We start from the raw sequence: 22768 nt of genomic DNA, 5'->3' as shown, positions 1-22768 counted from the left end.
GAACCTTCGAAAGGATGGCTATCGAGGGTTCTTTTTTTGTTTATTTTTTGTTTATCTTAATTTTGTATAATACTCTCGATTATTGTCGAATTAAGGACATGATTTATGCTAGAGGGGGAAATAGAGTTTGAAGCCATCATTTATGAAAATAGGCATTAGTATTTCGTTATGTACTGGACTTGTGGTGCAGGGGGTAGGTCCTATGCAAACTCCAATCATAAGTGCAAAAGCTAGTTTCGGTTGGATCGAGAATAGCCCAGCTATAATAACGTCGATCAATGAAGATGACTATTCCAACGCAGGAGTTGAGGTAGCCAGCTTTTTGACAGGAAAAGTATCGGATCCAGCGTCAACAGGGATTGCTGTAGTAGCTTTAGATAATACCAAAGGGGCCTGGCAGTATTACAACACGGTGGGACGAATTTGGTATAATATCGAGCCGGTGTCGAACAGTAATGCTTTTCTGCTGCTGAAATCGGAGAAAATCCGTTTTGTCCCGGCGAAAGACTGGAACGGAACGGCATCCATTAGCTTTAAGCTATGGGATACAACAGCATCCGGTTATCAAAATTATCAAAAAAATGCGAATACCACAGTATCTGCCGCGTTCAGCTCAGATCCGGGTATAGCCGTAATTACTGTAAATCCAGTGAACGATGCACCTTATCTGACAGAACTAAATGGTGGGGACTATCTTAGTTTTGACGGTAACGGGGATTATGTGACCTTCCCGGATCAACGGATTTATGGGAATTCTTTTACAGTTGAGGGATTTTTGAAGGTAGATGCTTTTCAGACATGGATGAGATTTTTTGAATCATCGATCGCAGAGCAGAACCACAATATTTTTGTGGGTTTTAACGGCAAACGGATGAATTTCACTGCCTACACTAATAAGGGAGATATTAATGTCACTGAGGATTTCCCGATTTCTAAATGGGTTCATGTCGCGATTGTTTATGATCACAGTCAGAAAAAGGGACGGATTTATTGGGATGGTGTACTTAAGGCAGAAGGGGCCATGGATTTAAGTACAGTAGGAAACGTTGCACGTCCGAATAACTGGCTTGGAAAAAGCACGTGGAGACAGGACGGAGATTATAACGGTGGAATGAGAGACGTGAGGTTCTGGAGTAAAGCCAAGACCCAAAGTGATATTGTTCGAGAAATGAATGTCGACTTGACAGGCTCGGAACCTAATCTGGCTTTAAACTATAAATTAGCGAATAGCAATGATGGGAATGTCGCTATTAATACCTCTGGTCTTCCCCTTAAGAACGGCATAATTACTGGGGCAACCTGGAAGCAGGACACAGGTTTTATGGGGAATACTACAACCGATAAAAACAAGTCGGTCTCACGATCCTTTAAGGTCCTCGATGTGGATGGAGATGACCTACAAGTATCAGCTACTTCCTCGAATACGCTCTTAATTCCGAATAATGGACTGAAAATAAGTGGAAGTGGTGAGCAACGAACTTTAGAAATAACACCCGCAGCGAATGCTTTTGGCACCAGTGTGATTTCTGTTAAGGTAAGTGATGGAGCATTAAGCAACACCTACACTTTTAATGTGACCGTAAACAATACGGGGGATATAATCGTAACCGGAGTGACCCTGGATAAACCATCACTCAGTTTAACGGAAGGAGAAGTAGGAGACACGCTTAGTGCCGTAATAGCACCTGCTAATGCCACGAACAAAACAGTAAATTGGAGCTCTAGTGATGAGACTGTTGCAACCGTTGTGAACGGAGTAGTAACTCCGGTTGGAGAGGGGACAGCAGTTATTACGGTAACGACTACTGATGGAAGTTTTACTGCTTCGTCTGTAGTAAATGTGAGTGCCCCAATCCCGCCCGTTGTGGATGTAACTGGAGTGAAGCTAGATCAGGAGACACTGAATTTAACAGCTGGTGAAGCTGATGGACTCCTAAAAGCAACAATAGAGCCTGCCAATGCAACGGATAAAGACGTGATCTGGAGCTCGAGCGATGAAACAGTCGCGACCGTTGTGAACGGAGTAGTAACTCCGGTTGGAGAGGGGACAGCAGTTATTACGGTAACGACTACTGATGGAAGTTTTACTGCTTCGTCTGTAGTAAATGTGAGTGCCCCAATCCCGCCCGTTGTGGATGTAACTGGAGTGAAGCTAGATCAGGAGACACTAGATTTAACAGCTGGTGAAGCTGATGGACTCCTCAAAGCAACAATAGAGCCTGCCAATGCAACGGATAAAGACGTGATCTGGAGCTCTAGTGATGAGACAGTTGCAACCGTTGTGAACGGTGTGGTAACTCCGGTTGGAGAGGGGACAGCAGTTATTACGGTAACGACTACTGATGGAAGTTTTACAGCTTCGTCTGTAGTAAATGTGAGTGCCCCAATCCCGCCCGTTGTGGATGTAACTGGAGTGAAGCTAGATCAGGAGACACTGAATTTAACAGCTGGTGAAGCTGATGGAATTCTAAAAGCAACAATAGAGCCTGCGAATGCAACGGATAAAGACGTGATCTGGAGCTCGAGCGATGAAACAGTCGCGACCGTTGTGAACGGAGTAGTAACTCCGGTTGGAGAGGGGACAGCAGTTATTACGGTAAAGACGAAAGATGGAAGTTTTACAGCTACAACCACAGTTAATGTAGCCGCTCCTAAGCCACCTGACGTTATCGTAACTGGGGTGACTTTAGACCAGACAGAACTTAACTTAACGGTGGGTGAAGGCGAGGGAACTCTACAAGCGACAGTAGCACCTGCTAATGCAACAAATAAAGGTATGATCTGGAGCTCGAGCGATGAGACAGTAGCTAAGGTTGTTTATGGAGTAGTAACGCCGATTGGTGAAGGAACAGCCATCATAACGGTAACGACGAAAGATGGTAGTTATACGGCTTCTACAACCGTTACTGTGAAGGCACCTGTTAAACCAGTTACAGCACCTGGAATTCCAACATCCGTAACTGCAACAGCAGAAAATGGTCAAGCAATCATCACCTTTATCCCGCCGGTGAACGATGGAGGCAGCGAAATCACAGGATATATTGTAACTGCTAATCCGGGAGGTTTGACGGTTACAGGAACTGGAAGTCCTCTGATAATCAGTGGTTTGACGAATGGAACAAGCTATACCTTCACGGTACAGGCAATCAATAAAGCTGGCATCAGCGAATCCTCTGCTGAGTCCAATGCAGTTGTTCCTAGCACTCCATCTGGTGGTGATGTTGTTGTTCCGTCGCAACCAACCCCATCACCAACTCCGGCACCTGTGGTAAATGCTGCTTCCATTCTAATCAATGGTAAAGCGGAAATAGTGGGAACCGCAACGAATGGTAAACGGAATGAGCAAACGTTAACCACCATTGTGTTAGATCAGAAGAAGCTAGAGGACAAGCTCGCCACTGAAGGTAAAGGTACGGTAGTTTCTATCGGTGCAAATAGTAAATCTGATGTTATAGTTGGCGAACTAAACGGACAAATGGTTAAAAATATGCAGGGTAATCAAGCGATTCTTGAGATTAAAGCGGGAAATGCGACATTTACACTGCCTGCTCAACAAATTAATATTGACGCTTTGAACGAGCAAATCGGCAAGTCGGTAGCTTTGCAAGATATTAAGATACAGATTGAAATTAGTGCTCCTACAGCCGATAAAGTTAAAGCTTTAGAATCAGCTGCGCAAAAAGGATCCTTCTCATTAGTTTCCGCGCCAGTTAATTTTACGGCTAGAGGTATCTACGGAGATAAGAGTATTGAACTTTCCCAATTCAATACGTATGTTAAACGTACCATAGCCATTCCTGAAGGGATGGACCCGAACAAGATTACAACTGGAGTGTACGTTGATTCCGAAGGTTCGGTACACCATGTTCCTACTAAAGTGGTTGTAATTGATGGCAAATATTTTGCTACTATCAACAGCCTAAGCGGAGGTACTTACTCCGTAATCTGGCATCCGCTTGAATTTAGTGATGTAGCTAATCACTGGGCAAAAGAGGCAGTGAACGATATGGGCTCCCGATTAGTCATTGAGGGAACAGGTAGTGGTCAATTTACTCCGGATCAAGCCATTACCCGTGCAGAGTTTGCGGCGATTGTTGTACGCGGTCTGGGACTTGAGATGGAACAAGCTGCAACACCATTCTCAGATGTAAAGACCACGGATTGGTATAACAGTGCGATCAACACGGCATTTACTTATCAATTAATCAATGGTTTTGAAGATGGCATGTTCCGCCCTGATGAACATATTACCCGTGAACAAGCGATGTTGATTATTGCTAAAGCGATGAAAATTACAGCGCTACAGACTAAGCTTTCTGTTCAATCGGCTGACGTTTTGTTAGCTCCATTTACAGATAGTAGTGAGGTTTCTAACTGGGCAATCAGTGGAGTTACTGACACTTTGCAGGCAGGCATTATCATGGGAAGAAGCAGTAAAGGGCTTGCTCCGAAAGATGATATGACCAGAGCTGAGGTTGCAGAGATCGTGAAGCGGCTACTTGAAAAGTCGGATTTAATCTAATCTACTGAGCTCCAGAATTGTGATCATTAGAGGATTCGTTCAAAGAACATTGAACGAATCCTCTTTTCTTTTTATGGTTAGCCAAGCTGGAGAATAGCTAATTATCCAGAAAAAATAACTTAGCTCGTTTATACGATAATTAATCATTAATGATGTATTTCAGACAGCACAATCAGGCCATGCAGAACGGCTGAAAGAAATCCTGAAAGCTCATCCGCACCTTGCGAATATGGAGAATAATATATTCGATAGTGATGGTTATACTTCCTTACATTCTGCTGCTTTTCATACGGATAATGTAGAACTAATAGAGTTGTAAATCGAACATGGCGCCGACATTTCTGCTAAAATAAAAAGTGGTGAATCTGCATGGTCGGTTGCGATTAAGCAGAGTAATCATAATGTTGCAGCAATTCTTCGCGGAAAAGGAGTAGTCTTGAATGAAAATCACAGTGGATGATAAGAATGATTCAACGGTAGCTATAATCTCTGGTGAGGAGATCATAATCAATAATGTAAGGGATGCCTTAGACTTAATGATGAATGTGAAATACCAAGGATGCGATAAAATGCTTCTGAGGAAGGAACAGATTACGGATGATTTTTTCGAGCTAAAGTCTGGAGTTGCTGGTGAGATTGCACAAAAATATACAAACTATCAGATGAGAGTTGCTATCGTAGGAGAATTTACAAGCTATAACAGCAAAAGTCTGAATGATTTTATTTACGAATGCAATCAAGGCGATAAAATGTTGTTCAAAAGTACTGAAGCTGAGGCTTTAGCGGCCCTACATTTATGCAAATCGTGGAGATGATCCAGAGAGGAGTTATATCATGGATGAAAGTAAAATCACATATGAATCGATCGATGCCTATATTTCCGGGTTTTCGCTTGAGGTTCAGGAAATCCTTAATACGTTAAGAAAGGTGATAAAAGAGGCGGCACCGGAAGCAGAGGAAAAAATAAGCTATCAGATGCCTACTTTTGCATTACACGGAAATTTGGTGCATTTCGCTGCTTATCCCAAGCATATTGGATTCTATCCAACTCCAAGTGGAATTAATGCTTTTAAAGATGAATTATCAGGCTATAAAGGTGCTAAAGGTTCCGTTCAATTCCCTATTGATAAGCCTATGCCTTATGAATTAATTAGCAAGATTGTAACCTTCCGAGTCGCTGAGAATCTAAAAAAAGTTGAAGCAAAATAAGGTCTCTACTGGTATGAAATAGAGAGGTCCATCTGGTCAGGGGTGGAAGTGTGCATCCATTGTTGATGTTCTTCTTGATGCTGGTGAACATTGGATCCACTTCCGAGGCACTCCTGCCTCTTTTTCCTCATTTCGGACGTCGTACAAACGCCAGTATGATATCCTGGGCATAGTCCCCGAACCCACTTCCGAACAGATTTAGTCCTCGTTTATTGAGTGCATCCTCCCGGATTTCAAAACGTACACGAATAGGTTCATTAAACGCCAGCTTTAAAGAGCTGATTGTAGTCGGAGATGAGAGAGAACCATTACAGCTGCTGCCCGATTCCGAGACACTCCATGTAGTAAGAGCTCCATATTCAGTTCCACTTCTCCAACGTTCAGGGGTCAGTTTCCCTTTGCGGTTCCCGAAATCGGAGGGACAGGTCCAAGTCCCGACTAACTGGTCATTGATGGATAAGCTGATATCACTGGCCCAATCCTCTCGAAATGAAGGGGCTTCTGAGCATACTTCTGCCGAAATGCGGATTTCGTCCAACTCGACGCCTGGAGGCAGGGGGTTGGCAAAATAGTATTCGACATAACCGGCTTCTGCGAACCATAAGAGAGAGGCATCGACTCGTTCAGGCATGTAGAATGCTCTTGGATCATCCTGGGAGCCAATGACGCCACCATCTTTTCCGGCCATCCCGCAGGACGGTTGTATGGAGCAGTGGGAGAACATTCCGATGGGCATATGTATTTCCTCAGTTTGATGCAGCCCATCCCCTAGCTTTGAAGGGAGATCGAGTTGAATAGAGCGACAGGTGACCGCACAGATTTTTTCGCGATTTGCTCCTTGTGTAGACGAGATAAGATTAACCTGTTCTAACGTCTGCACATTGATAGATATCGTTGGCTGAGCTACACCTAACGTCTCAGCTAATTGACTGACACTCATAGGCTTCTCTCCAAGGGCTTCAAGAATGCGGACGCGGACGTCACCAGACAGTGCTTTAGCTACATCTAAAATGCGTGACGCGGGATAACGTATCGTTTCTTGTGAAATATCATTCATCATATTTGTTCCTTTTCGTATAGGATGGGTTGAGGTTATTGTACAATGAAGATCGAGTATTGTAAAATCATAATAAACATTGCGAAAAACATATACTGGTGCTAAAATGGGCTCAACTTCTTATTTTGAAAGGCTGTGCTCGCCATATGACAACTTCTATATTAGCTTCTGAGACACTTGCGATTCCTCGTTCTGAACACCCTCATCCACATTGGCAACGTCATGAATGGATGAATTTGAATGGGCAATGGTCATTTAAGTTTGATCCGAACAATGAAGGTATGAAGGCGTTATGGTACTCCAATCCTGAAATCGCTTACGACTCAATGATCACTGTACCTTTTTCTTGGGTAAGTCCCTTATCCGGAATTGGCTGCGATCAACAAGGAATAGGCTGGTATCGCCGCACCGTGAATGGGCAGGCTGTTGACCAACAAACACGATTGTTTTTACGTTTTGGGGCAGTAGATTATTCATGTGATGTGTGGATAAATGGAGAACATGTAGGTTCACATCAAGGTGGATATGGTTCATTTGAATTTGATATTACACCTTACTGGGTAGCTAATTGTGAGAATAATATTGTCGTAAGAGCTGAGGATTTCGATCATGCTTATCAAGCGCGGGGCAAACAAGGATATGGAGAAATCCGTGGAATATGGCAGCCTGTATGGCTTGAAGCACGTCCCGAAACTTATATGAAAGATGCAAAGTTTGTGACCCGTATAGATGGACAGGTGAAGGTAACTACAAGAATAATTGCGCATGAAACGGGTTCGGCAGAGTTTACGCTGCAATTCGCTGATCATTCTGTTGTTCATACAGAGAAGCTGCAGCTTATAGCAGGGGTGAACGAATGTAAGCTGTCTATCGATGTTCCCAATCCGCATTTGTGGAGTCCAGAAAATCCTTATTTATATGAAGGTGAATTGCAGCTTAGTGGATCGTTTGGTACAGATACAGTCAGCACTTATTTCGGAATTCGCGAAATTCAGACTGCCCGCTTTGAAGATCGTGATTATCGGTGGATCACCTTAAATGGTAAGCCGATATATTTGAACGGTACTCTTGATCAGTCCTATCACAAGACAGGGTTTTTCACCTATCCAACGGATGAAGACATGCGGGATGAAATTTATCTAATGAAACGTTTAGGGCTAAACATGGTGCGAATTCATATCAAGCCCGAAGAACCCCGTAAGCTGTATTGGGCGGATAAGCTTGGCATTCTTGTTATGGAAGATATGCCTTGTTTCTGGGGTAATCCGGATGACAAGGCCAGAGCCTCCTATGAGAGTGAAGCCCTTGAGGTGATTGAACGAGATTATAATCATCCATCTATTTTTTCGTGGGTTATGTTCAACGAGACCTGGGGTTTGAAGACAGATGCTCAGGAGGCTAGCCTCACAAGTGATGTACAGCAGCAGAGTAGTTATCTTAAAGAGACACAGGAATGGGTGCGGGAGAAATATCGCTGGGCGAAGCAGCTTGATCCGACTAGAATTGTTGAGGATAACTCGCCGTGTAATTATGATCATGTGGAATCGGATATTAATACATGGCACTTTTACATTAATGGTTACGAGCAGCTGCAAGCCCACTTAAATGAGGTTGTAGATAAAACATTTCCGGGATCGGAGTTTAACTGTATTGGCGGCAACGTACAGTCTGATGCCCCTCTAATGAACAGCGAATGCGGTAATGTGTGGGGGATAGAAGGTGGTGCAGGGGACAGTGATTTGGCATGGCATTACCGCTATATGATGAATGAATTCCGGCGGCATGATAAGCTATGTGGATTCGTATTTACTGAATTCCGTGATGTTACGAATGAGTTCAATGGTTATTACCGGCTAGACGGGAGCGATAAGGATTTTGGATATGGGGATTTTGTTCCCGGGATGACGATTGCGGATCTGCATTCCCCAGATTTTATCGTGATAGATGCTCCTCCATGCCAGACAGTAGAAGCAGGGCAGAGTGTTAAAGTACCTTTGCTAGGTTCCAGCTTCGCGGACAGCTATCACGGTCATAATTTGAAGCTGAAATGGGAACTGTGGTACGATAATTTGGGGACTCGGGTCACTGCGCAAAGTGGACATATGTCTGTGAAATGGGATAACTTTGGAAACACTATACTTCCTTCTTTGAACATTACAATGCCTGGTCAGGAGGCGGCTGCAATACTTGCTGTTTCTCTGATTAATGAGAAGGGTGAAGCGATCACGCGGAATTTCATTACTTTTGATGTAAGAGGCGGTAATAACACTGTATTGTTTAAAGGTGAAGGAGAATTTATTCAAATTCCAGTGGGAGCTTATACCGATCATAACTTTAAGCATCAATGGGATGCTATCCAAGGATCTAAGATCAATGGTGCTGGGCAAGGTCAGTATGTATACGAGGTTACACTGCCAGATGCAGCAGATAAATCAATGATTGGTGAGATAGAGATCATGTTCGAAGCAAGTGCTAAACGATTGCTGGCGCGGCATGTTGAAGGTACGAAGCTTAATGATATGGGCCTTGATCTTATGCATGGGGCAGATGCGAGGGTGGAATATAATCCGAATACGTATTATATGACGGATGAAGAGCGTCATCCTTCCCGAGTGAACGTTCTGGTGGATGGGCACCGGATTGGTTCTTTCTATTTACCGGATGATCCGGCTGATAGCAGAGGGATTTTGTCTTGGCATTATCAGCCAATAGCGAATAAGCTGGATGAGGCTGGATCTTACGGCTACCTATGCAAGGCAAGTGTACCGGGACAGTTAGCAGCGAAGCTGGATCGCAATCGTGTTTTCCGATTGGAGCTGCAAGCAGAGGACGGCGGGTTAGCTTTGTATGGCCGTAATGCAGGTCGTTATCCACTGGACTTGTTGATTCGTTATCGCTAAATAACCTTAATATGAAAATAAAGCAATCCCAGCTAAGAAGCAGGGATTGCTTTTTTATCGGTACTGCAAGGTATTATTAAAGTTCTTTATCATTAATGCTGTTTAACCAGCTTTCAATCTCTCCAATGACCGAACTAATGCAGCCATCTTCAAAAGGTGAAGTCAGGCCCGCAAGTTCAACCAGCTTGATAAAGGATTTGCTTCCTCCAGCTTGACATAATTCTAAATAATCACTCCAAGCGGATTTAAAATCTTCATTTGAACGTTTCCAGAACTGGAAGGCACATAGCTGTGCTAGTGTATAGTCAATGTAATAGAACGGGGAGGCGAAGATATGGCCTTGCTTATGCCAAAATCCACCCTGTTCCAGATAAGCATTACCTTCATAATTACGGTGCGGCAAATATTTTTTCTCGATTTCTCGCCATGCTTGCTTACGTTCAGCAGGGGTTGCTTCAGGATTGCTGTAAACAAAATGCTGGAATTCATCTACAGTAACTCCGTAAGGAATAAACTGAAGGCTATCTGCCAAATGATTGAAACGGTATTTGTCTGCATCCTCTTCAAAGAACAATTCCATCCATGGCCAAGCAAAAAACTCCATGCTCATGGAATGGATCTCACAGGCTTCATAAGTAGGAAAAGCATATTCAGGTACATTAATATTTCGGCTTTCATACACCTGGAAGGCATGCCCCACTTCATGGGTCAAGACATCAATATCCCCTGAGGTTCCATTGAAATTTGAGAAGATAAAAGGTGCTTGGTATTGGCTGAAGTAAGTACAATAGCCACCGCCTTGCTTACCTTTTTTACTTACTAAATCCACTAGATTGTTATCCAACATAAAAGTAAAAAATTCATCAGTTTCCGGAGAGAGCTCTTTGTACATCTTGGATCCGTTAGCTACAATCCAGTCAGGATCTCCTTTAGGAGTGGCATTGCCAGTCTTGAAGCTGAAGTTCTCGTCATAAAACTTCAAGGCATCCAGACCTAGGCGTTCAGTCTGCCGTTTCTTAAGCTGTTGGGAGACGGGTACGATATGCTCCAGAACTTGTTTCCGGAAGTTGGCTACCATGTCGGCGTTATAATCGGTACGCATCATCCGGTCATAACCTAGCTCAACAAAGTTGCTGTAACCAAGCTTTTTAGCAATGCGGTCACGGACTTTAACTAGCTCGTCATAGATTCGATCAAAGTCACTCTCATGTTCAGACATAAAATCATATCTGGCTTGTGAAGCACGTTTGCGCATATCGCGATCCGTGGACAATTCAAAAGGAGTAAGCTGAGTCAGTGTCCGTTCTTCGCCTTCGAATGGAATCTTGGCGGACGCGATAAGCTGAGCGTATTCTGTAGAGAGTTTGTTCTCCAATTGTAAATCTTCGATGACTTCTGGACTAAAAGTACGCAGAGCTACTTCTGCAAGCTGAAGCAGCTGCGTGCCCCATTCTTGTTCGAATTCGGCTCTGTATTTGGAATTGACGAGTGCTTTGTAGTAGTCCGTTATGTATTCCTGAACGATAGGGCCAATCTCGTCCATGAATTCCTGTTCAGCCTTGTAGAATTCATCTGTTGTATTGATCGAATGGCGAACGCTAACCAATGTCTGCAGGGTATCAAACTCATTGCGAAGCTTGTTAATAGCGGTAACGGAAGCCTTTTGCACTTCTAATGGCTCGGTGTCATTGAGATCTTTAAGCAGGTTGTTAAAATCCTGTTTGAACTTCTCTACATCCGGGCGCTCATAGCGATAATCATTAAATTTCATTAACTATTCAACTTCCTTTCTATACCAGATAGTCTCTATTATATATTCTGAACAGCAATTTACGATAGACCTGTGTTAGCTGTTTTTGAATAAAAAAAGAACAAATGGACAAAAGTGTAAAAACTTGTTAGATGAAATACGGTTTGATATTATCTAAGAATATAGTAGAAATGATATTTATAGCGATTACTTAGCCTTTAGATAACCCGCATTCACTGCATACGGGTTATCTAAGTTTATATACGAAGTTTTGTATTTTTTCACTTTACATCCTTCCTCCCTCTTTTTTTGCTGTAGCCGCACAACTGTCGACAAACTTAATATATCATGATATATTATTATGTATAAGATGAAAAAAATAGAGTCAGGAGATAACGAAAGTCATGAGTGAGACAACATCATCCAAACCGATGTATGAAAAAATATTTGATGAAGTGAAGCAACTTATCGTTAATAAATCCTATGGACAAGGGGAACGGGTTCCCTCAGAGAAAGAACTGGCTGAAGCCTATAATGTTAGTCGGATTACGAGTAAAAAAGCTCTGGAAATGCTCGCCGCGGAACAATTAATTGTGAGAAAACCGGGGAGAGGTTCATTTGTGGCAGATCCAGCAGTCGATTACATGGAATCAGCGATATCTCCGGGGACGGTCTCCGACGGAACTGTTTTCAATTCCTTTAACCATGAGGAAAAGACGATCGGTCTGGTTATTACCGACTTTGGCAACAGCTATGGCACAGGCTTAATTTATGGCATGGAGCAGGCTTCACGTGATAATGATTGTTTTCTGGTTTTAAGAAGAACGTTTGGGGTGCCGGAGAACGAAGAGAAATCTATTCAGAAGTTGCTCAGCTTAGGTGTAGATGGTCTGATCATTTTTCCGGCTCAAGGCGAATTTTTTAATGCGGAGATTCTAAAATTGGTGATAGGGCGGTTCCCGCTAGTTTTGGTAGATCGCCATTTAAAAGGAGTGGCAGCAGCATCGATCAGTACTGATAATATGCAGGCTGCACTCAAAGGTACGGAGTATTTATTTGATCTCGGGCATACTCATATCTCCTTTCTCTCTCCACCTCCAGCGGATACCACAGCTCTTGAAGAGCGGGTAGAGGGATTTATTCAAGCGCATGCGGAACGGGGAATAGCTGTAGACAAGGGATTGTGGGTCAGCGATTTGACCTCAACACTACCGGATTCCTTCAACGATGAGAATATTGAACATGACATTTCGCGGCTAATTTCTCATTTGCAAAAGAATCCAACAATAACGGCGCTTTTTGCTGTGGAATATAATATTGCGCTGCTGGCTAGAACTGCGGTCCAACGACTTGGGCTACGAATTCCAGAAGATATTTCGATCATTTGCTTTGATAGTCCGCCAACTCCACTTGGTTCGGGTTATGCATTTACCCATTTACGGCAAAATGAAGAAGAGATGGGGCGGCTTGCAGTAGAAAATGTATTGCGAATTATGAACGGGCAGAGTGTGTCCAATAAGATAATGCTGGAAGCTCAGTTGATTTCTGGTGAATCCACAAGCTCCGCTAAACAATCTATCTCTAAATAGAATTTTGGCTTATTCTCCAAATTAAACATATATTAGTTGTTATAAAAACCTATCCTTTTGGATGGGTTTTTTTATTTGTTTTAGATATGTATTTATCATTATAGATGTATTGATATATTATTATAATAAAATAAACATATTGACATACTAATTACATGACAATATACTAATCAATGAAAGCGCTTCAAAGTTAAAAGGAAAAAGGGGGTATTATAACTGAAAGCAACTAGAGAAATACCCGAGTCGATGCATAAACTGGCATCTAGCGTAAAAGCACAGCTGAGTGATCGCCCGAAATTAGCCGAAATGTTCGAGAAATGTATGGCCAACACCTGGAACACAACCTTAAAACGAATGCCAAACGGAAGCACTTTTGTTATTACCGGAGATATTCCAGCGATGTGGCTACGGGATTCCGCCGCACAGGTCAGACCTTTCCTAATCCTTGCCTCCGAAGATGAAGAAATTGCAGACATGATTGAGGGACTTGTACGTAGACAATTTACTTACATCCAGCTTGATCCGTATGCTAACGCATTCAATGAAGAAGAAAGTGGGCATGGCCACCAAGAGGATCTGACGGAGATGAGCCCGGGAGTCTGGGAAAGAAAATATGAAATTGATTCGTTATGTTATCCAATCCAACTGAGTTATCTGCTCTGGAAGAATTCGGGCCGTACTAGTCAGTTTAATGAGTCGTTTGTAACAGGCGTAGAAAGAATCATAACATTATGGACTACCGAACAGAACCATGAGCGCGATTCAAAATATCTTTTTCAACGGATGAACTGTCCGCCCACGGATACGTTAGCTCGAGAAGGCAAAGGGACGTTGACGGCTTATACCGGAATGACTTGGTCTGGATTTCGTCCTAGTGACGATGCCTGTGAATATGGGTATTTGGTTCCGGCCAATATGTTCGCGGTGGTTGTTTTACGATATGTGTGTGAAATTGCCCGTGAGATTTTAGGTGATCAGGAGCTGGAAAAGAAAGCTAGAAAACTATCTGACCAGCTTAATAAGGGAATAAGTGAGTATGGAATTGTAGAACATCCAGAGTTTGGAGCGGTCTATGCTTATGAAGTAGATGGTCTGGGACAGGTGAATTTTATGGATGATGCAAATGTACCTAGTCTACTCTCTATCCCTTATTTGGGTTACGTGACTGCTGATGATCCTATTTATAAAAATACCCGTGAACTTATTTTAAGTAGCACTAATCCTTATTTTTTCGCAGGAAAAGCGGCTGCTGGCATTGGAAGTCCGCATACGCCAAATCGGTATATCTGGCCCATAGCTTTAGCGATGCAGGGAATGACATCTACCCGCTTTGAGGAACAGGAAGCCTTACTTCAGCTGCTGGAGAAGACGGATGCAGGAACTGGATTTATGCATGAAGGGTTTCATGTGGATAATCCTGATGAATTTACACGTCCATGGTTCTCTTGGGCAAACATGATGTTCTGTGAGCTTGTACTCATGCGCTGTGGTAAGCAGATTAAGCGCGGTTGAGACCAACAAGGTTTGAATAATCGACTCTAAAGGGGATAGAGAACATGAAAAAATGGCTGGTTACCTCAATTGTTTTGGTAATGACTACTGCACTTGCTGCGGGCTGCGGTGGTAATAACGGATCTGCGGACAAAGAGACCGGAAACACAAGCAAAGCTGGGAGCAGTACCGGGAAAAAGACAGAGCTTACCTTCTGGGGAGATTGGGGCGGTGAGGGGCAGAAGCAATTCGAGACCATGGTGGATGCTTTTAATAAATCGCAGGATAAAATTCATGTAAAATATGTGCTGCAACAGGATATGATCACGAAATTCCTAACTTCTGCGACCAATGGCGGCACTCCTGATGTACTGTTTTGGGACCGTTGGAGAACTTCGCTATACGCCCCGAAAAATGTACTGCATCCGTTGGATGAATACTTAACGCGTGACGGTATTTCCGAAGATGATTTCTACAGTGAATCCCTACGGGAGCTTTCATACGATGACAAATTATATGGGCTGCCGCTTACAGTAGATGCCCGTGCTCTTTTCTATAATAAGAAGCTGCTCGCAGAGGCAGGACTTCAACCTCCAACAACTTGGGATGAGCTAGAGGCAGCGGCTACGAAGCTAACGAAATGGAATGGCAATAAATTGGAGACTGCAGGTTTTTCTATGGGAGATTTGGGACTTTTTAATATGTATCTCCAACAGGCTGGCGGCACCATGCTTACAGAGGATGGAAAGACCAATTTTAATAATGAGCAGGGCAAGCAGGTGCTTGAGTTCTGGGATCGCCTAATGAACAAGGACAAAGTGTATAAAGTAGGGTTCGAACTTGGACTTGGTGAAGGGCAAGATGCTTTTGTCACAGGTAAAGTGGCTATGCTGTATTCCGGTCCGTGGATGCTCAGCACCTATAACAAATATGGTAAAGACCTGGATTATGGAATCGTTCCTCCTCCAGCCGGACCAAATGGTGATAAAGGTAGTGTCATGGGTGGATTTGGGCTAGTGATTCCAGAAGGCTCCAAACATAAGGAAGAAGCATGGGAGTTCATCAAATGGTGGACAGCGAACAAGGATAACGCGTTGCTCTGGGCAAAGACGAGTCTAAACCTGCCGGGTTATAAGCCATCGATGGAAGATCCATTTTTCAAGGATGATCCAAAGTGGCAGCCGTTTCTGGAAACGTTGGAGTTCGCCAAGGTTCGTCCGAACCATCCTGGATATTCCGTGATGGAGACTGATGCTTTGGCCCCTAATTTGCAGCTTAACCAGCAAAACAAGATGAGCATTGATGAGACCTTGAAGAAATCGCAAGAAGAGGGCGACAAAATGCTGAAGGATAATGAAGTAGTGAAATAATAAGTAAGACATTTGAAGTGAAGGGAGGTTTCGCCTCCCTTTTGCTTAGGAGGGGGTAGCTGAAATGGCTTCCATCAGAAAGCTAGAGAAACATCAGGCGCGGACGGCTTATCTGTTTATTACACCCACGGTATTGCTGTTTACAGTATTCACAGTCATCCCTGTGGTAATGGCGCTATATTTAAGCTTTACCAACTACGATGTACTTAGTAGAAACGATTGGATCGGTTTTGATAACTATCGCCGTTTGATAGAGGACAGTTTGTTATGGAAAACATTCCGAAATGTATTTCTGTATTCCATCATTTTCGTTCCATTTAATATTCTGATTTCGCTTCTCCTCGGGATTCTGCTTAGTCGATCCTGGCGTGGGGTAAAGTTGTTCCGCACATTGAATTATCTGCCTACCCTTACATCCGCCGTTGCTGCTGCTACCGTTTGGATCTGGCTTTTGCATCCTGAATTTGGTTTGGTTAACGGATTGTTGTCTTATGTTGGGATTACGGGTCCAGCTTGGTTATCCGAGACCCGAACGGCGATGTTATCCATTATTATGCTTACCCTCTGGCAATCGGTAGGTTCTAATATGATTATCTACTTGGCAGGTCTGCAGGGCGTGCCTGACTATTTGTATGAATCTGCACGGCTGGACGGTGCTAATAAGCTGGCTTGTTTCCGGTTTATTACTTGGCCGCAGCTGCGACCAACAACCTTTCTGGTCAGTACGATGTCCATCATTGGTGCGTTGCAGTTGTTCGACCAAGCTTTTGTGCTGACGCAGGGGGGTCCGGCGAATATGACAAAGACTCCAGTTTATCTGATCTATCAGCAGGGCTTTAATCAATTGCAAATGGGGTATGCGTCTGCACAAGCATTTGTGCTTGCTATGGCCATTCTTATTTTCTCACTTATAAACATGCGGATCACAAAGGCGGAGGAGTCTATTGTATAAGCCGGGCTTGCCATGCAGAAGGGGGATAGAGGTATGGATACTAGCGGAAGTTCGTTATTAAAAAGAAGCTTAAGCAAATCTATCTATTATATAGTGTGCATAGTTATTGCTATCGTAATGTTTCTACCTTTTTATTGGAGTGTTCTTACATCCTTGAAGCCTGACGAAGAGATCTTCGCCATGCCCATCCGGTGGTTTCCTTCACATTTGACCTTAGAACACTATCGTAAGGCATTTACTACGGTTCCGTTTGCGCTCTATTTCTGGAATTCGCTTGTACTTGCAGTAGCGGGTGTATTGGCGAATCTGTTCTTTGGTTCTATCAGTGGTTATGCGTTCGCAAAATTGAATTTTAAGCTCAATAAGCCGATATTCCGCGTGCTGCTTGCGGCGATGATGATACCAGGCATTGTGACGATGATCCCCACGGTTTATGTCATGCGCCATATTCCTCTTTTTGGAGGAAATGATATTTTCGGTAGCGGGGGTAACGGGCTGATGAACTCATTCTGGGGGATTATTCTTCCGGGCGCTTCTGGAACCTTTGCTGTGTTCTTTATGCGGCAATTCTTTCTCACCTTACCTAGTGACATGATGGAAATGGCCCGGATCGAAGGCTGTGGAGAGTTTAAAATATTTTGGCGGATATATTTGCCGTTGACTAAACCAGCGCTGGCTACTTTAAGTATCTTTACCTTCCAAGCGGGCTGGAACAGTTTCTTATGGCCAATGATTGTGCTGAATGATCCCGACAAAGCAACGATTCAGATGGGACTTCAAGCTTTTTCTTATAATTTTCAAACAGACTACGGTCCAATGATGGCTGGAGCGCTAGTAGCAATCTTGCCGATATTGGTGTTGTTTTTAGCTCTTCAGCGTTATTTTGTACAAGGGATAGCCTTCAGTGGTATTAAGGGCTAATGCAATAAAAATCGAACCAGGGAGAGAGTCTATATGAACCAATTGGAGATAGGGATTTGGGAGGAACGGGCGAATCAAGCACAAGCTGCATTGGATTCATTCTTCTGGAATGAAGCGATCAAAATGTACAATATAGAAACACCTTGTCCAAATGGAGAATGCAACACGATTTTTCATTATTGGTGGATGGCCCATGCTGTGGATGTATTGGTAGATGGACTACAGCGGACTGGAGAGAACTGGTATGCCAAAAGGCTTTCCGCACTTCATGAAGGTCTGCTACAACGCAATGGTGGTATGTGGCCAAATGAGTTGTATGATGATATGGAATGGATGGCTCTCGCGTGGCTTCGTGCTTATCAAGCAACTGGAGTGGAAGGTTATAAAGATACAGCCCTTCTTTTATGGAACGACATTCAGACAGGTTGGAACGAGCATATGGGCGGTGGAATTGCTTGGCAAAAATCACAGTTGGATTATAAAAATACACCAGCCAACGCACCGGCAGCTATACTTGCGGCACGCTTGTATCAAGCTTTTGGTGAAGCTGGCAATCTTGAATGGGCGTTAAAAATATACAGATGGCAAAAAGAGCATCTAGTAGATCCGGCAACGGGTTTTGTATGGGATGGCATGAATCGCACTGGCGATGGAAAGATCGATAAAGATTGGAAATACTCCTACAACCAAGGTGTTTTCATTGGCGCAGCAGTTGAACTGTACCGTATCACTAAAGAGCAGGAATATTTAGAGGATGCTCGTCTAACCTTTGCCGCCGCAGCCCATGAACTTGCTGACTCTCAGGGAGGTGTGCTGCCAGATGAAGGAAATGGTGATGCGGGACTGTTTAAAGGAATCCTGATTCGCTATACAGCTGAATGGGTCAAAGCTGATTCCGCAGCAGTTAAAGCTGTAGATTTCCTGCGAGCGAATGCAGAATGTCTCTGGGAACAAGGAAAGTCAGAGGATAAAGTGTTGTTTGGCGCAGATTGGACTTCGACTTCCGCTGGTGTGATTCAGCTCAGCTCCCAGCTTAGTGCGATCAAGCTGCTGGAGAAGATGGCTGAATTAACTAAAGAACAGGGTTGAGGTGAGTTCTTAATGACACAAGCAAAGGAAGCCATAGAAGCAGTCAGTTGGCAGGAAAAGTCCGAGTGGTTCCAACAATGTCTACTACGTAATTATTATAATGCTGAGACGGGGATCATGAACCAATGGTATCCCAGAGCGTACAACGTTGCGGGGGAAAACTTTTATTATTGGTGGCAGGCTCATGTCCTTGATATTTTAGTAGATGGTTATGAGCGTAGTGGAGATCCTGTGTATTCCTTGAAAATTATGGAGCTAAGTCAGAGTCTGCAAGCTTATAACGGGGGGACTTTCAGGCATAATTACTATGATGATATGGAATGGACAGCATTGGCGTTGCTGCGTGCTTATCGGGTTACAGGACATGAAGCCTATTTAAATGCTGTGCTTGATCTATGGGAGGATATTAAGACGGCTTGGAATGAACAGTTGGGTGGAGGTCTGGCGTGGAAGAAGGATCAGCTAGATTATAAAAACACACCTGCCAATGCACCTGCCGTCATTCTTGCAGCCCGGTTATATGAACTTTTTCATAAGCAAGAGGATCTGGAGTGGGCGCTCCGTATCTATGAATGGAACAAGACATATTTGATGGATTCTACGACTGGTTTTGTGTGGGATGGGATGAATAGACTTGGGGATGGCCAGATCGATTACGACTGGGAGTTTACTTACTGTCAGGGAGTGTTTCTAGGCGCTGGCCTAGAGCTTTACAAGAATACGGGTGATGTTCATTACTTAGAAGATGCGAATCGAACGGCTAATACATGTATTGATCGGTTATGCGATCCAATTAATCTGATGTTGCCTGATGAAGGCATTGATGATACTGGATTGTTCAAGGGCATTCTGATTCGTTATTTGGTTCAGCTCTGTAAAATATCTCCTGTAAATATCCGTATTCGCGAGGTTATATTGGCCAATGCAATGCAGTTGTGGGAAAAAGGTCTGGATAAACAACTGGGTCTGTGCAGTTCATCGTGGGAAGTGAAACCGGAGCTTCCGGTTCAGCTGAGTATTCAGCTCAGCGGCTTGATGCTGCTGGAGGGTGCTGCGGCACTGGTGAACGAATAGCCTGAAATATATAAAGACACCTCAAGAGAGGTGTCTTTTTGTTGTTTAAATTAACTATTTGCAATTAAAATATCCGATGTTTCCAGCCATTTAATTTAGCGATAGCTTCAATATAATAGTAGTCTCCATAGATCAGGGATACATCTATGAAGGAATCGCCACTGCCAGTTCCGTGCAATAAAATCGCTTCATGCTCCGGCAGCTCCCAGGTTGCGTAATTTTCGGTCAGTGAGCGCAGAATTCGCTCCGCTGCATTTGCATATAGACTTTTTTCGCCTAAGGGTACGATATCTGCAAGCTCTAATAATCCTGAAGCGGCTATAGAGGCTGCGGAGCTATCTCGGAACATCCGGGTATCATCCTCTAGGCGGAAATCCCAATAAGGGACTTGATCCTCAGGCAAAGCAGAGATGAAATAATGTGCGATCCGCTTAGCAGTGTTCAGGAAACGTTCATCATCAGTGTGGCGATAAGTATTGATAAAGCCGTACAATCCCCAAGCTGTTCCTCGGCTCCAAGAGGATTCAGCCGAGTAGCCTTGACCGCCAAAATTCTCAAGATAAGCACCTGTCTCTGCGTCAAAAGAAATAATATGTTTGGTGGATCCATCCTCACGTATGCCATATTGCATTGTCGTTTCGGCGTGGCTAATTGCAATATGCTTATAGCGGGGATCACCTGTCACTTTGCTGGCCCAAAACAGCAGGGAGATATTTAACATACAGTCGATAATTACCCAGCCGTATTTATCTTCATTCCATGCGCGGATGAATTTGCCTACAGGATTATAGCGGGCAGCGAGGAAATTCGCTGCTTCAATCCCTCTGCGCAGGGCATCTTCGTCACCTGTAATTGTATGTTTGATTACAGCGGTCGGAAGGAATTGGAATCCCACATCGTGATGCATCTCAACCGTTGGTTTAACAAACCATTCCTCCAAGGTACCGTCCCAATGCCAAGCAGCCTCCTTGTAAAGATCTTTTCCGGTCATATCATGCATGATCCAGAGGAGTCCAGGCCAGAACCCTGTAGTCCACCAGTCTGAACCGATATCATCAAATTTGCCATCTTTCCCGGCGAAATGCGGGCACTTGTCACCGATCTGCTCTACCATACGTTCCACTTTTGTATCAAGTCTACCCATGATTTCCTGCCAATAAGGGCTTGTCATTATTATTGCCTCCAGTGTAATTAGGATGTTATGAGTATAGCTTTCTAAAGCTCAGGAAAGTTGTGTTTTGATATAAGGAAATGTTTGATTATTGTCATGTTGAAGTTGGCTTATAATTTAAAACTGACAAAATACAAACATTTCTGCATAACACATTAAAACTTTATCGGTGTTGGAAGCGATACAATCGAAATGAACAGGAGGATGGTAAAGTGGATGATTTACAAGTATATAAAGCACCTAAAGATATCCCGGGACGTGAGGATTATAAGGTCAGAGTACGGCAGCCTGAAGGAGAATGGCATAGCTTGTTTATTTACGAGGTTAAGGTAGATATGCATGAGGTGCGTCCTGCATCCATGGCTTATTTTGATCTGGAAGGTACAGTAGAAGTTGAAGTCACCTGTCTTTATACGGAGATTGATTGTGTGAACATTGCTCCGGCTTCGCGAGGGATCTCTTACGAATATCATGGAAATACCATTTTGTTTAAGCTAACAGGTCCGCAAAAGTTATCGATTGAGATCAACGGTGATATTTTTCGAAATCTGCATTTATTTGCTAACCCTAAGGAGAAGGATGCCCCTCAACCAGAGGATGCTAATGTTCTAGTAGTCCAACCGGGTATACACCGGAAACCTGATCTTTTACGGCTGCTGGATAATGCCGCTGCTGATCCTCGTGAAAAAAGGAAGGTGCTTTATTTCGCTCCAGGCACACATTATATAGAAGAAACAGTATTGCCGGTCCCTTCGGAAACCACGGTGTATCTTGCCGGAGGTTCAGTGCTTGTAGGTTCCTTGGTATGCGAGGGAGTTCATGATGTATCCATTCGTGGTCGCGGTATAGTTTATCTTGCGGATTTTCATCGATTCTCGGCCTTTCGAGGGATACGAATTATTTTTTCGCGATCCATAAATGTGGAAGGTATTACCGTGATTGATCCGCCACATTACAGCATTTTCATCGGGCAGTCTGAGCAGATTGTGATTGATAATTTCAAATCGTTTAGCACTCGGGGGTGGTCTGATGGCATTGATATTATGTCTAGTTCCGAGGTTAGAATCCGGGATGTTTTTATGCGTAATTCGGATGATTGTATTGCTATTTACGGCTCGAGATGGGATTTTTATGGAGATACCCGCAATATTAGCGTTCGTGATTCCATTTTGTGGGCGGATGTCGCTCATCCATTAATGATTGGTACACATGGGGACCATGAACGGAACGGGGACACCATTGAGTCTATTGTTTTTGCAAATATTGATATCTTGAATCATCACGAACCGCAAGAGAACTATTGGGGGGCACTGGCGATTAATGCCGGGGATCGAAATAGGGTATGTAATGTTCTATATGAAAATATACGTGTAGAGCGTATTGAGCGGGGGCAGCTAATTGATGTGCGGGTGGTCTATAACAAGGATTACAATCCAGAGCCGGGGACAAGCATCCGGAACATTACATTTCGCGACATCAGCTATAGCGGGACGGCCAACCCTTCACGAATTTATGGATATGACGAAGAGAGAGCTGTTGAAAATGTGACCTTTGTCAATTTAAGGATCAATGGTGAACTGGTGGACGCCCCCCGCCCAGAGCTGATAGATATTAATCATTTTGCTAAAAATATACTCTTCGTTACTGAAAAAAATACGGTTGTGTAGATTGGA

The 22768-nt window shown here is 43.6% G+C and carries 15 protein-coding genes; 12 read left to right on the top strand and 3 right to left on the bottom strand.

Annotated features, from left to right (window positions below; all coding sequences use genetic code 11):
• Window positions 1–127 precede the first annotated feature (127 nt).
• The 3 genes from NST40_RS18450 to NST40_RS18440 all read left to right on the top strand — a co-directional run bounded on the left by NST40_RS18450 (window position 128) and on the right by NST40_RS18440 (window position 5731).
• Complete coding sequence (locus NST40_RS18450) at window positions 128–4522, top strand: S-layer homology domain-containing protein (protein ID WP_342409873.1); 4395 nt, start codon at window positions 128–130, stop codon at window positions 4520–4522.
• Window positions 4523–4962: 440 nt separating this feature from the next.
• Entirely contained in the window at window positions 4963–5337 is a 375-nt protein-coding gene (locus NST40_RS18445; RefSeq protein ID WP_076128242.1) for a DUF4180 domain-containing protein, read from the top strand.
• 19 nt (window positions 5338–5356) lie between these two features.
• Window positions 5357–5731 (top strand): DUF1801 domain-containing protein, encoded by a 375-nt coding sequence (locus NST40_RS18440; protein WP_076304056.1) that lies wholly within the window; start codon window positions 5357–5359, stop codon window positions 5729–5731.
• 127 nt (window positions 5732–5858) lie between these two features.
• Here NST40_RS18440 and NST40_RS18435 read toward each other — a convergent pair whose 3' ends face one another.
• The gene (locus tag NST40_RS18435) at window positions 5859–6791 is read right to left on the bottom strand and encodes a helix-turn-helix domain-containing protein (RefSeq protein WP_256719113.1); all 933 of its coding nucleotides are present in this window, start codon (window positions 6789–6791) and stop codon (window positions 5859–5861) included.
• A 143-nt stretch (window positions 6792–6934) separates the two neighbouring features.
• Here NST40_RS18435 and NST40_RS18430 point away from each other — a divergent pair, with 143 nt between their 5' ends.
• A complete protein-coding gene (locus NST40_RS18430) occupies window positions 6935–9688 on the top strand; it encodes a sugar-binding domain-containing protein (RefSeq protein ID WP_342409872.1) in 2754 nt (917 codons plus the stop codon).
• A 76-nt stretch (window positions 9689–9764) separates the two neighbouring features.
• Here NST40_RS18430 and NST40_RS18425 read toward each other — a convergent pair whose 3' ends face one another.
• Complete coding sequence (locus tag NST40_RS18425) at window positions 9765–11459, bottom strand: M3 family oligoendopeptidase (RefSeq protein WP_342409871.1); 1695 nt, start codon at window positions 11457–11459, stop codon at window positions 9765–9767.
• 383 nt (window positions 11460–11842) lie between these two features.
• On the opposite strand from NST40_RS18425, the gene NST40_RS18420 reads away from it, so the two are divergent.
• From NST40_RS18420 to NST40_RS18390, 7 genes are all read left to right on the top strand, one after another.
• On the top strand, window positions 11843–13027 hold the full coding sequence (locus tag NST40_RS18420; RefSeq protein ID WP_076278187.1) for a GntR family transcriptional regulator: 1185 nt from the start codon (window positions 11843–11845) through the stop codon (window positions 13025–13027).
• Between the two features lie 246 nt (window positions 13028–13273).
• A complete protein-coding gene (locus tag NST40_RS18415; RefSeq protein ID WP_342409870.1) occupies window positions 13274–14539 on the top strand; it encodes a glycoside hydrolase family 125 protein in 1266 nt (421 codons plus the stop codon).
• Window positions 14540–14583: 44 nt separating this feature from the next.
• Window positions 14584–15888: an ABC transporter substrate-binding protein gene (locus NST40_RS18410; protein ID WP_076218842.1), complete on the top strand. Its 1305-nt coding sequence runs from the start codon at window positions 14584–14586 to the stop codon at window positions 15886–15888.
• A 64-nt stretch (window positions 15889–15952) separates the two neighbouring features.
• Window positions 15953–16840, top strand: a complete 888-nt coding sequence (locus NST40_RS18405) for a sugar ABC transporter permease (protein ID WP_342409869.1) — start codon at window positions 15953–15955, stop codon at window positions 16838–16840.
• Window positions 16841–16873: 33 nt separating this feature from the next.
• The gene (locus tag NST40_RS18400) at window positions 16874–17761 is read left to right on the top strand and encodes a carbohydrate ABC transporter permease (protein ID WP_076142466.1); all 888 of its coding nucleotides are present in this window, start codon (window positions 16874–16876) and stop codon (window positions 17759–17761) included.
• Between the two features lie 33 nt (window positions 17762–17794).
• Window positions 17795–18850: a glycoside hydrolase family 76 protein gene (locus NST40_RS18395; protein WP_342409868.1), complete on the top strand. Its 1056-nt coding sequence runs from the start codon at window positions 17795–17797 to the stop codon at window positions 18848–18850.
• A gap of 12 nt (window positions 18851–18862) precedes the next feature.
• A complete protein-coding gene (locus NST40_RS18390; protein ID WP_342409867.1) occupies window positions 18863–19924 on the top strand; it encodes a glycoside hydrolase family 76 protein in 1062 nt (353 codons plus the stop codon).
• 64 nt (window positions 19925–19988) lie between these two features.
• Here the strand turns inward: NST40_RS18390 and NST40_RS18385 are convergent, their stop codons facing one another.
• Window positions 19989–21095, bottom strand: a complete 1107-nt coding sequence (locus tag NST40_RS18385; RefSeq protein ID WP_342409866.1) for a glycoside hydrolase family 88 protein — start codon at window positions 21093–21095, stop codon at window positions 19989–19991.
• A gap of 212 nt (window positions 21096–21307) precedes the next feature.
• Between NST40_RS18385 and NST40_RS18380 the strand changes: the two genes are divergently transcribed.
• Window positions 21308–22762 carry a glycosyl hydrolase family 28 protein gene (locus NST40_RS18380; protein WP_342409865.1) on the top strand — a complete coding sequence of 485 codons (1455 nt, stop codon included), beginning with the start codon at window positions 21308–21310 and terminating at the stop codon, window positions 22760–22762.
• The last annotated feature ends 6 nt before the right edge of the window (window positions 22763–22768 follow it).

Origin of the sequence: Paenibacillus sp. FSL R10-2778, from assembly GCF_038593035.1 — a bacterium.
Lineage (GTDB): Bacteria > Bacillota > Bacilli > Paenibacillales > Paenibacillaceae > Paenibacillus_AQ > Paenibacillus_AQ odorifer.
The sequence above is the reverse complement of the archived record's forward strand: the minus strand, read 5'-3'. Positions and strand labels throughout refer to the sequence as shown.

What these genes read in the sequence shown, in the direction of transcription:
- NST40_RS18440 (WP_076304056.1), top strand. Translation starts at nt 5,357, where the DNA reads ATGGATGAAAGTAAAATCACATATGAATCGATCGATGCCTATATTTCC.
- NST40_RS18430 (WP_342409872.1), top strand. Translation starts at nt 6,935, where the DNA reads ATGACAACTTCTATATTAGCTTCTGAGACACTTGCGATTCCTCGTTCT.
- NST40_RS18415 (WP_342409870.1), top strand. Translation starts at nt 13,274, where the DNA reads ATGCATAAACTGGCATCTAGCGTAAAAGCACAGCTGAGTGATCGCCCG.
- NST40_RS18425 (WP_342409871.1), bottom strand. Translation starts at nt 11,459, where the DNA reads ATGAAATTTAATGATTATCGCTATGAGCGCCCGGATGTAGAGAAGTTC.
- NST40_RS18410 (WP_076218842.1), top strand. Translation starts at nt 14,584, where the DNA reads ATGAAAAAATGGCTGGTTACCTCAATTGTTTTGGTAATGACTACTGCA.
- NST40_RS18435 (WP_256719113.1), bottom strand. Translation starts at nt 6,791, where the DNA reads ATGATGAATGATATTTCACAAGAAACGATACGTTATCCCGCGTCACGC.
- NST40_RS18390 (WP_342409867.1), top strand. Translation starts at nt 18,863, where the DNA reads ATGACACAAGCAAAGGAAGCCATAGAAGCAGTCAGTTGGCAGGAAAAG.
- NST40_RS18400 (WP_076142466.1), top strand. Translation starts at nt 16,874, where the DNA reads ATGGATACTAGCGGAAGTTCGTTATTAAAAAGAAGCTTAAGCAAATCT.
- NST40_RS18445 (WP_076128242.1), top strand. Translation starts at nt 4,963, where the DNA reads ATGAAAATCACAGTGGATGATAAGAATGATTCAACGGTAGCTATAATC.
- NST40_RS18420 (WP_076278187.1), top strand. Translation starts at nt 11,843, where the DNA reads ATGAGTGAGACAACATCATCCAAACCGATGTATGAAAAAATATTTGAT.
- NST40_RS18395 (WP_342409868.1), top strand. Translation starts at nt 17,795, where the DNA reads ATGAACCAATTGGAGATAGGGATTTGGGAGGAACGGGCGAATCAAGCA.
- NST40_RS18385 (WP_342409866.1), bottom strand. Translation starts at nt 21,095, where the DNA reads ATGACAAGCCCTTATTGGCAGGAAATCATGGGTAGACTTGATACAAAA.
- NST40_RS18405 (WP_342409869.1), top strand. Translation starts at nt 15,953, where the DNA reads ATGGCTTCCATCAGAAAGCTAGAGAAACATCAGGCGCGGACGGCTTAT.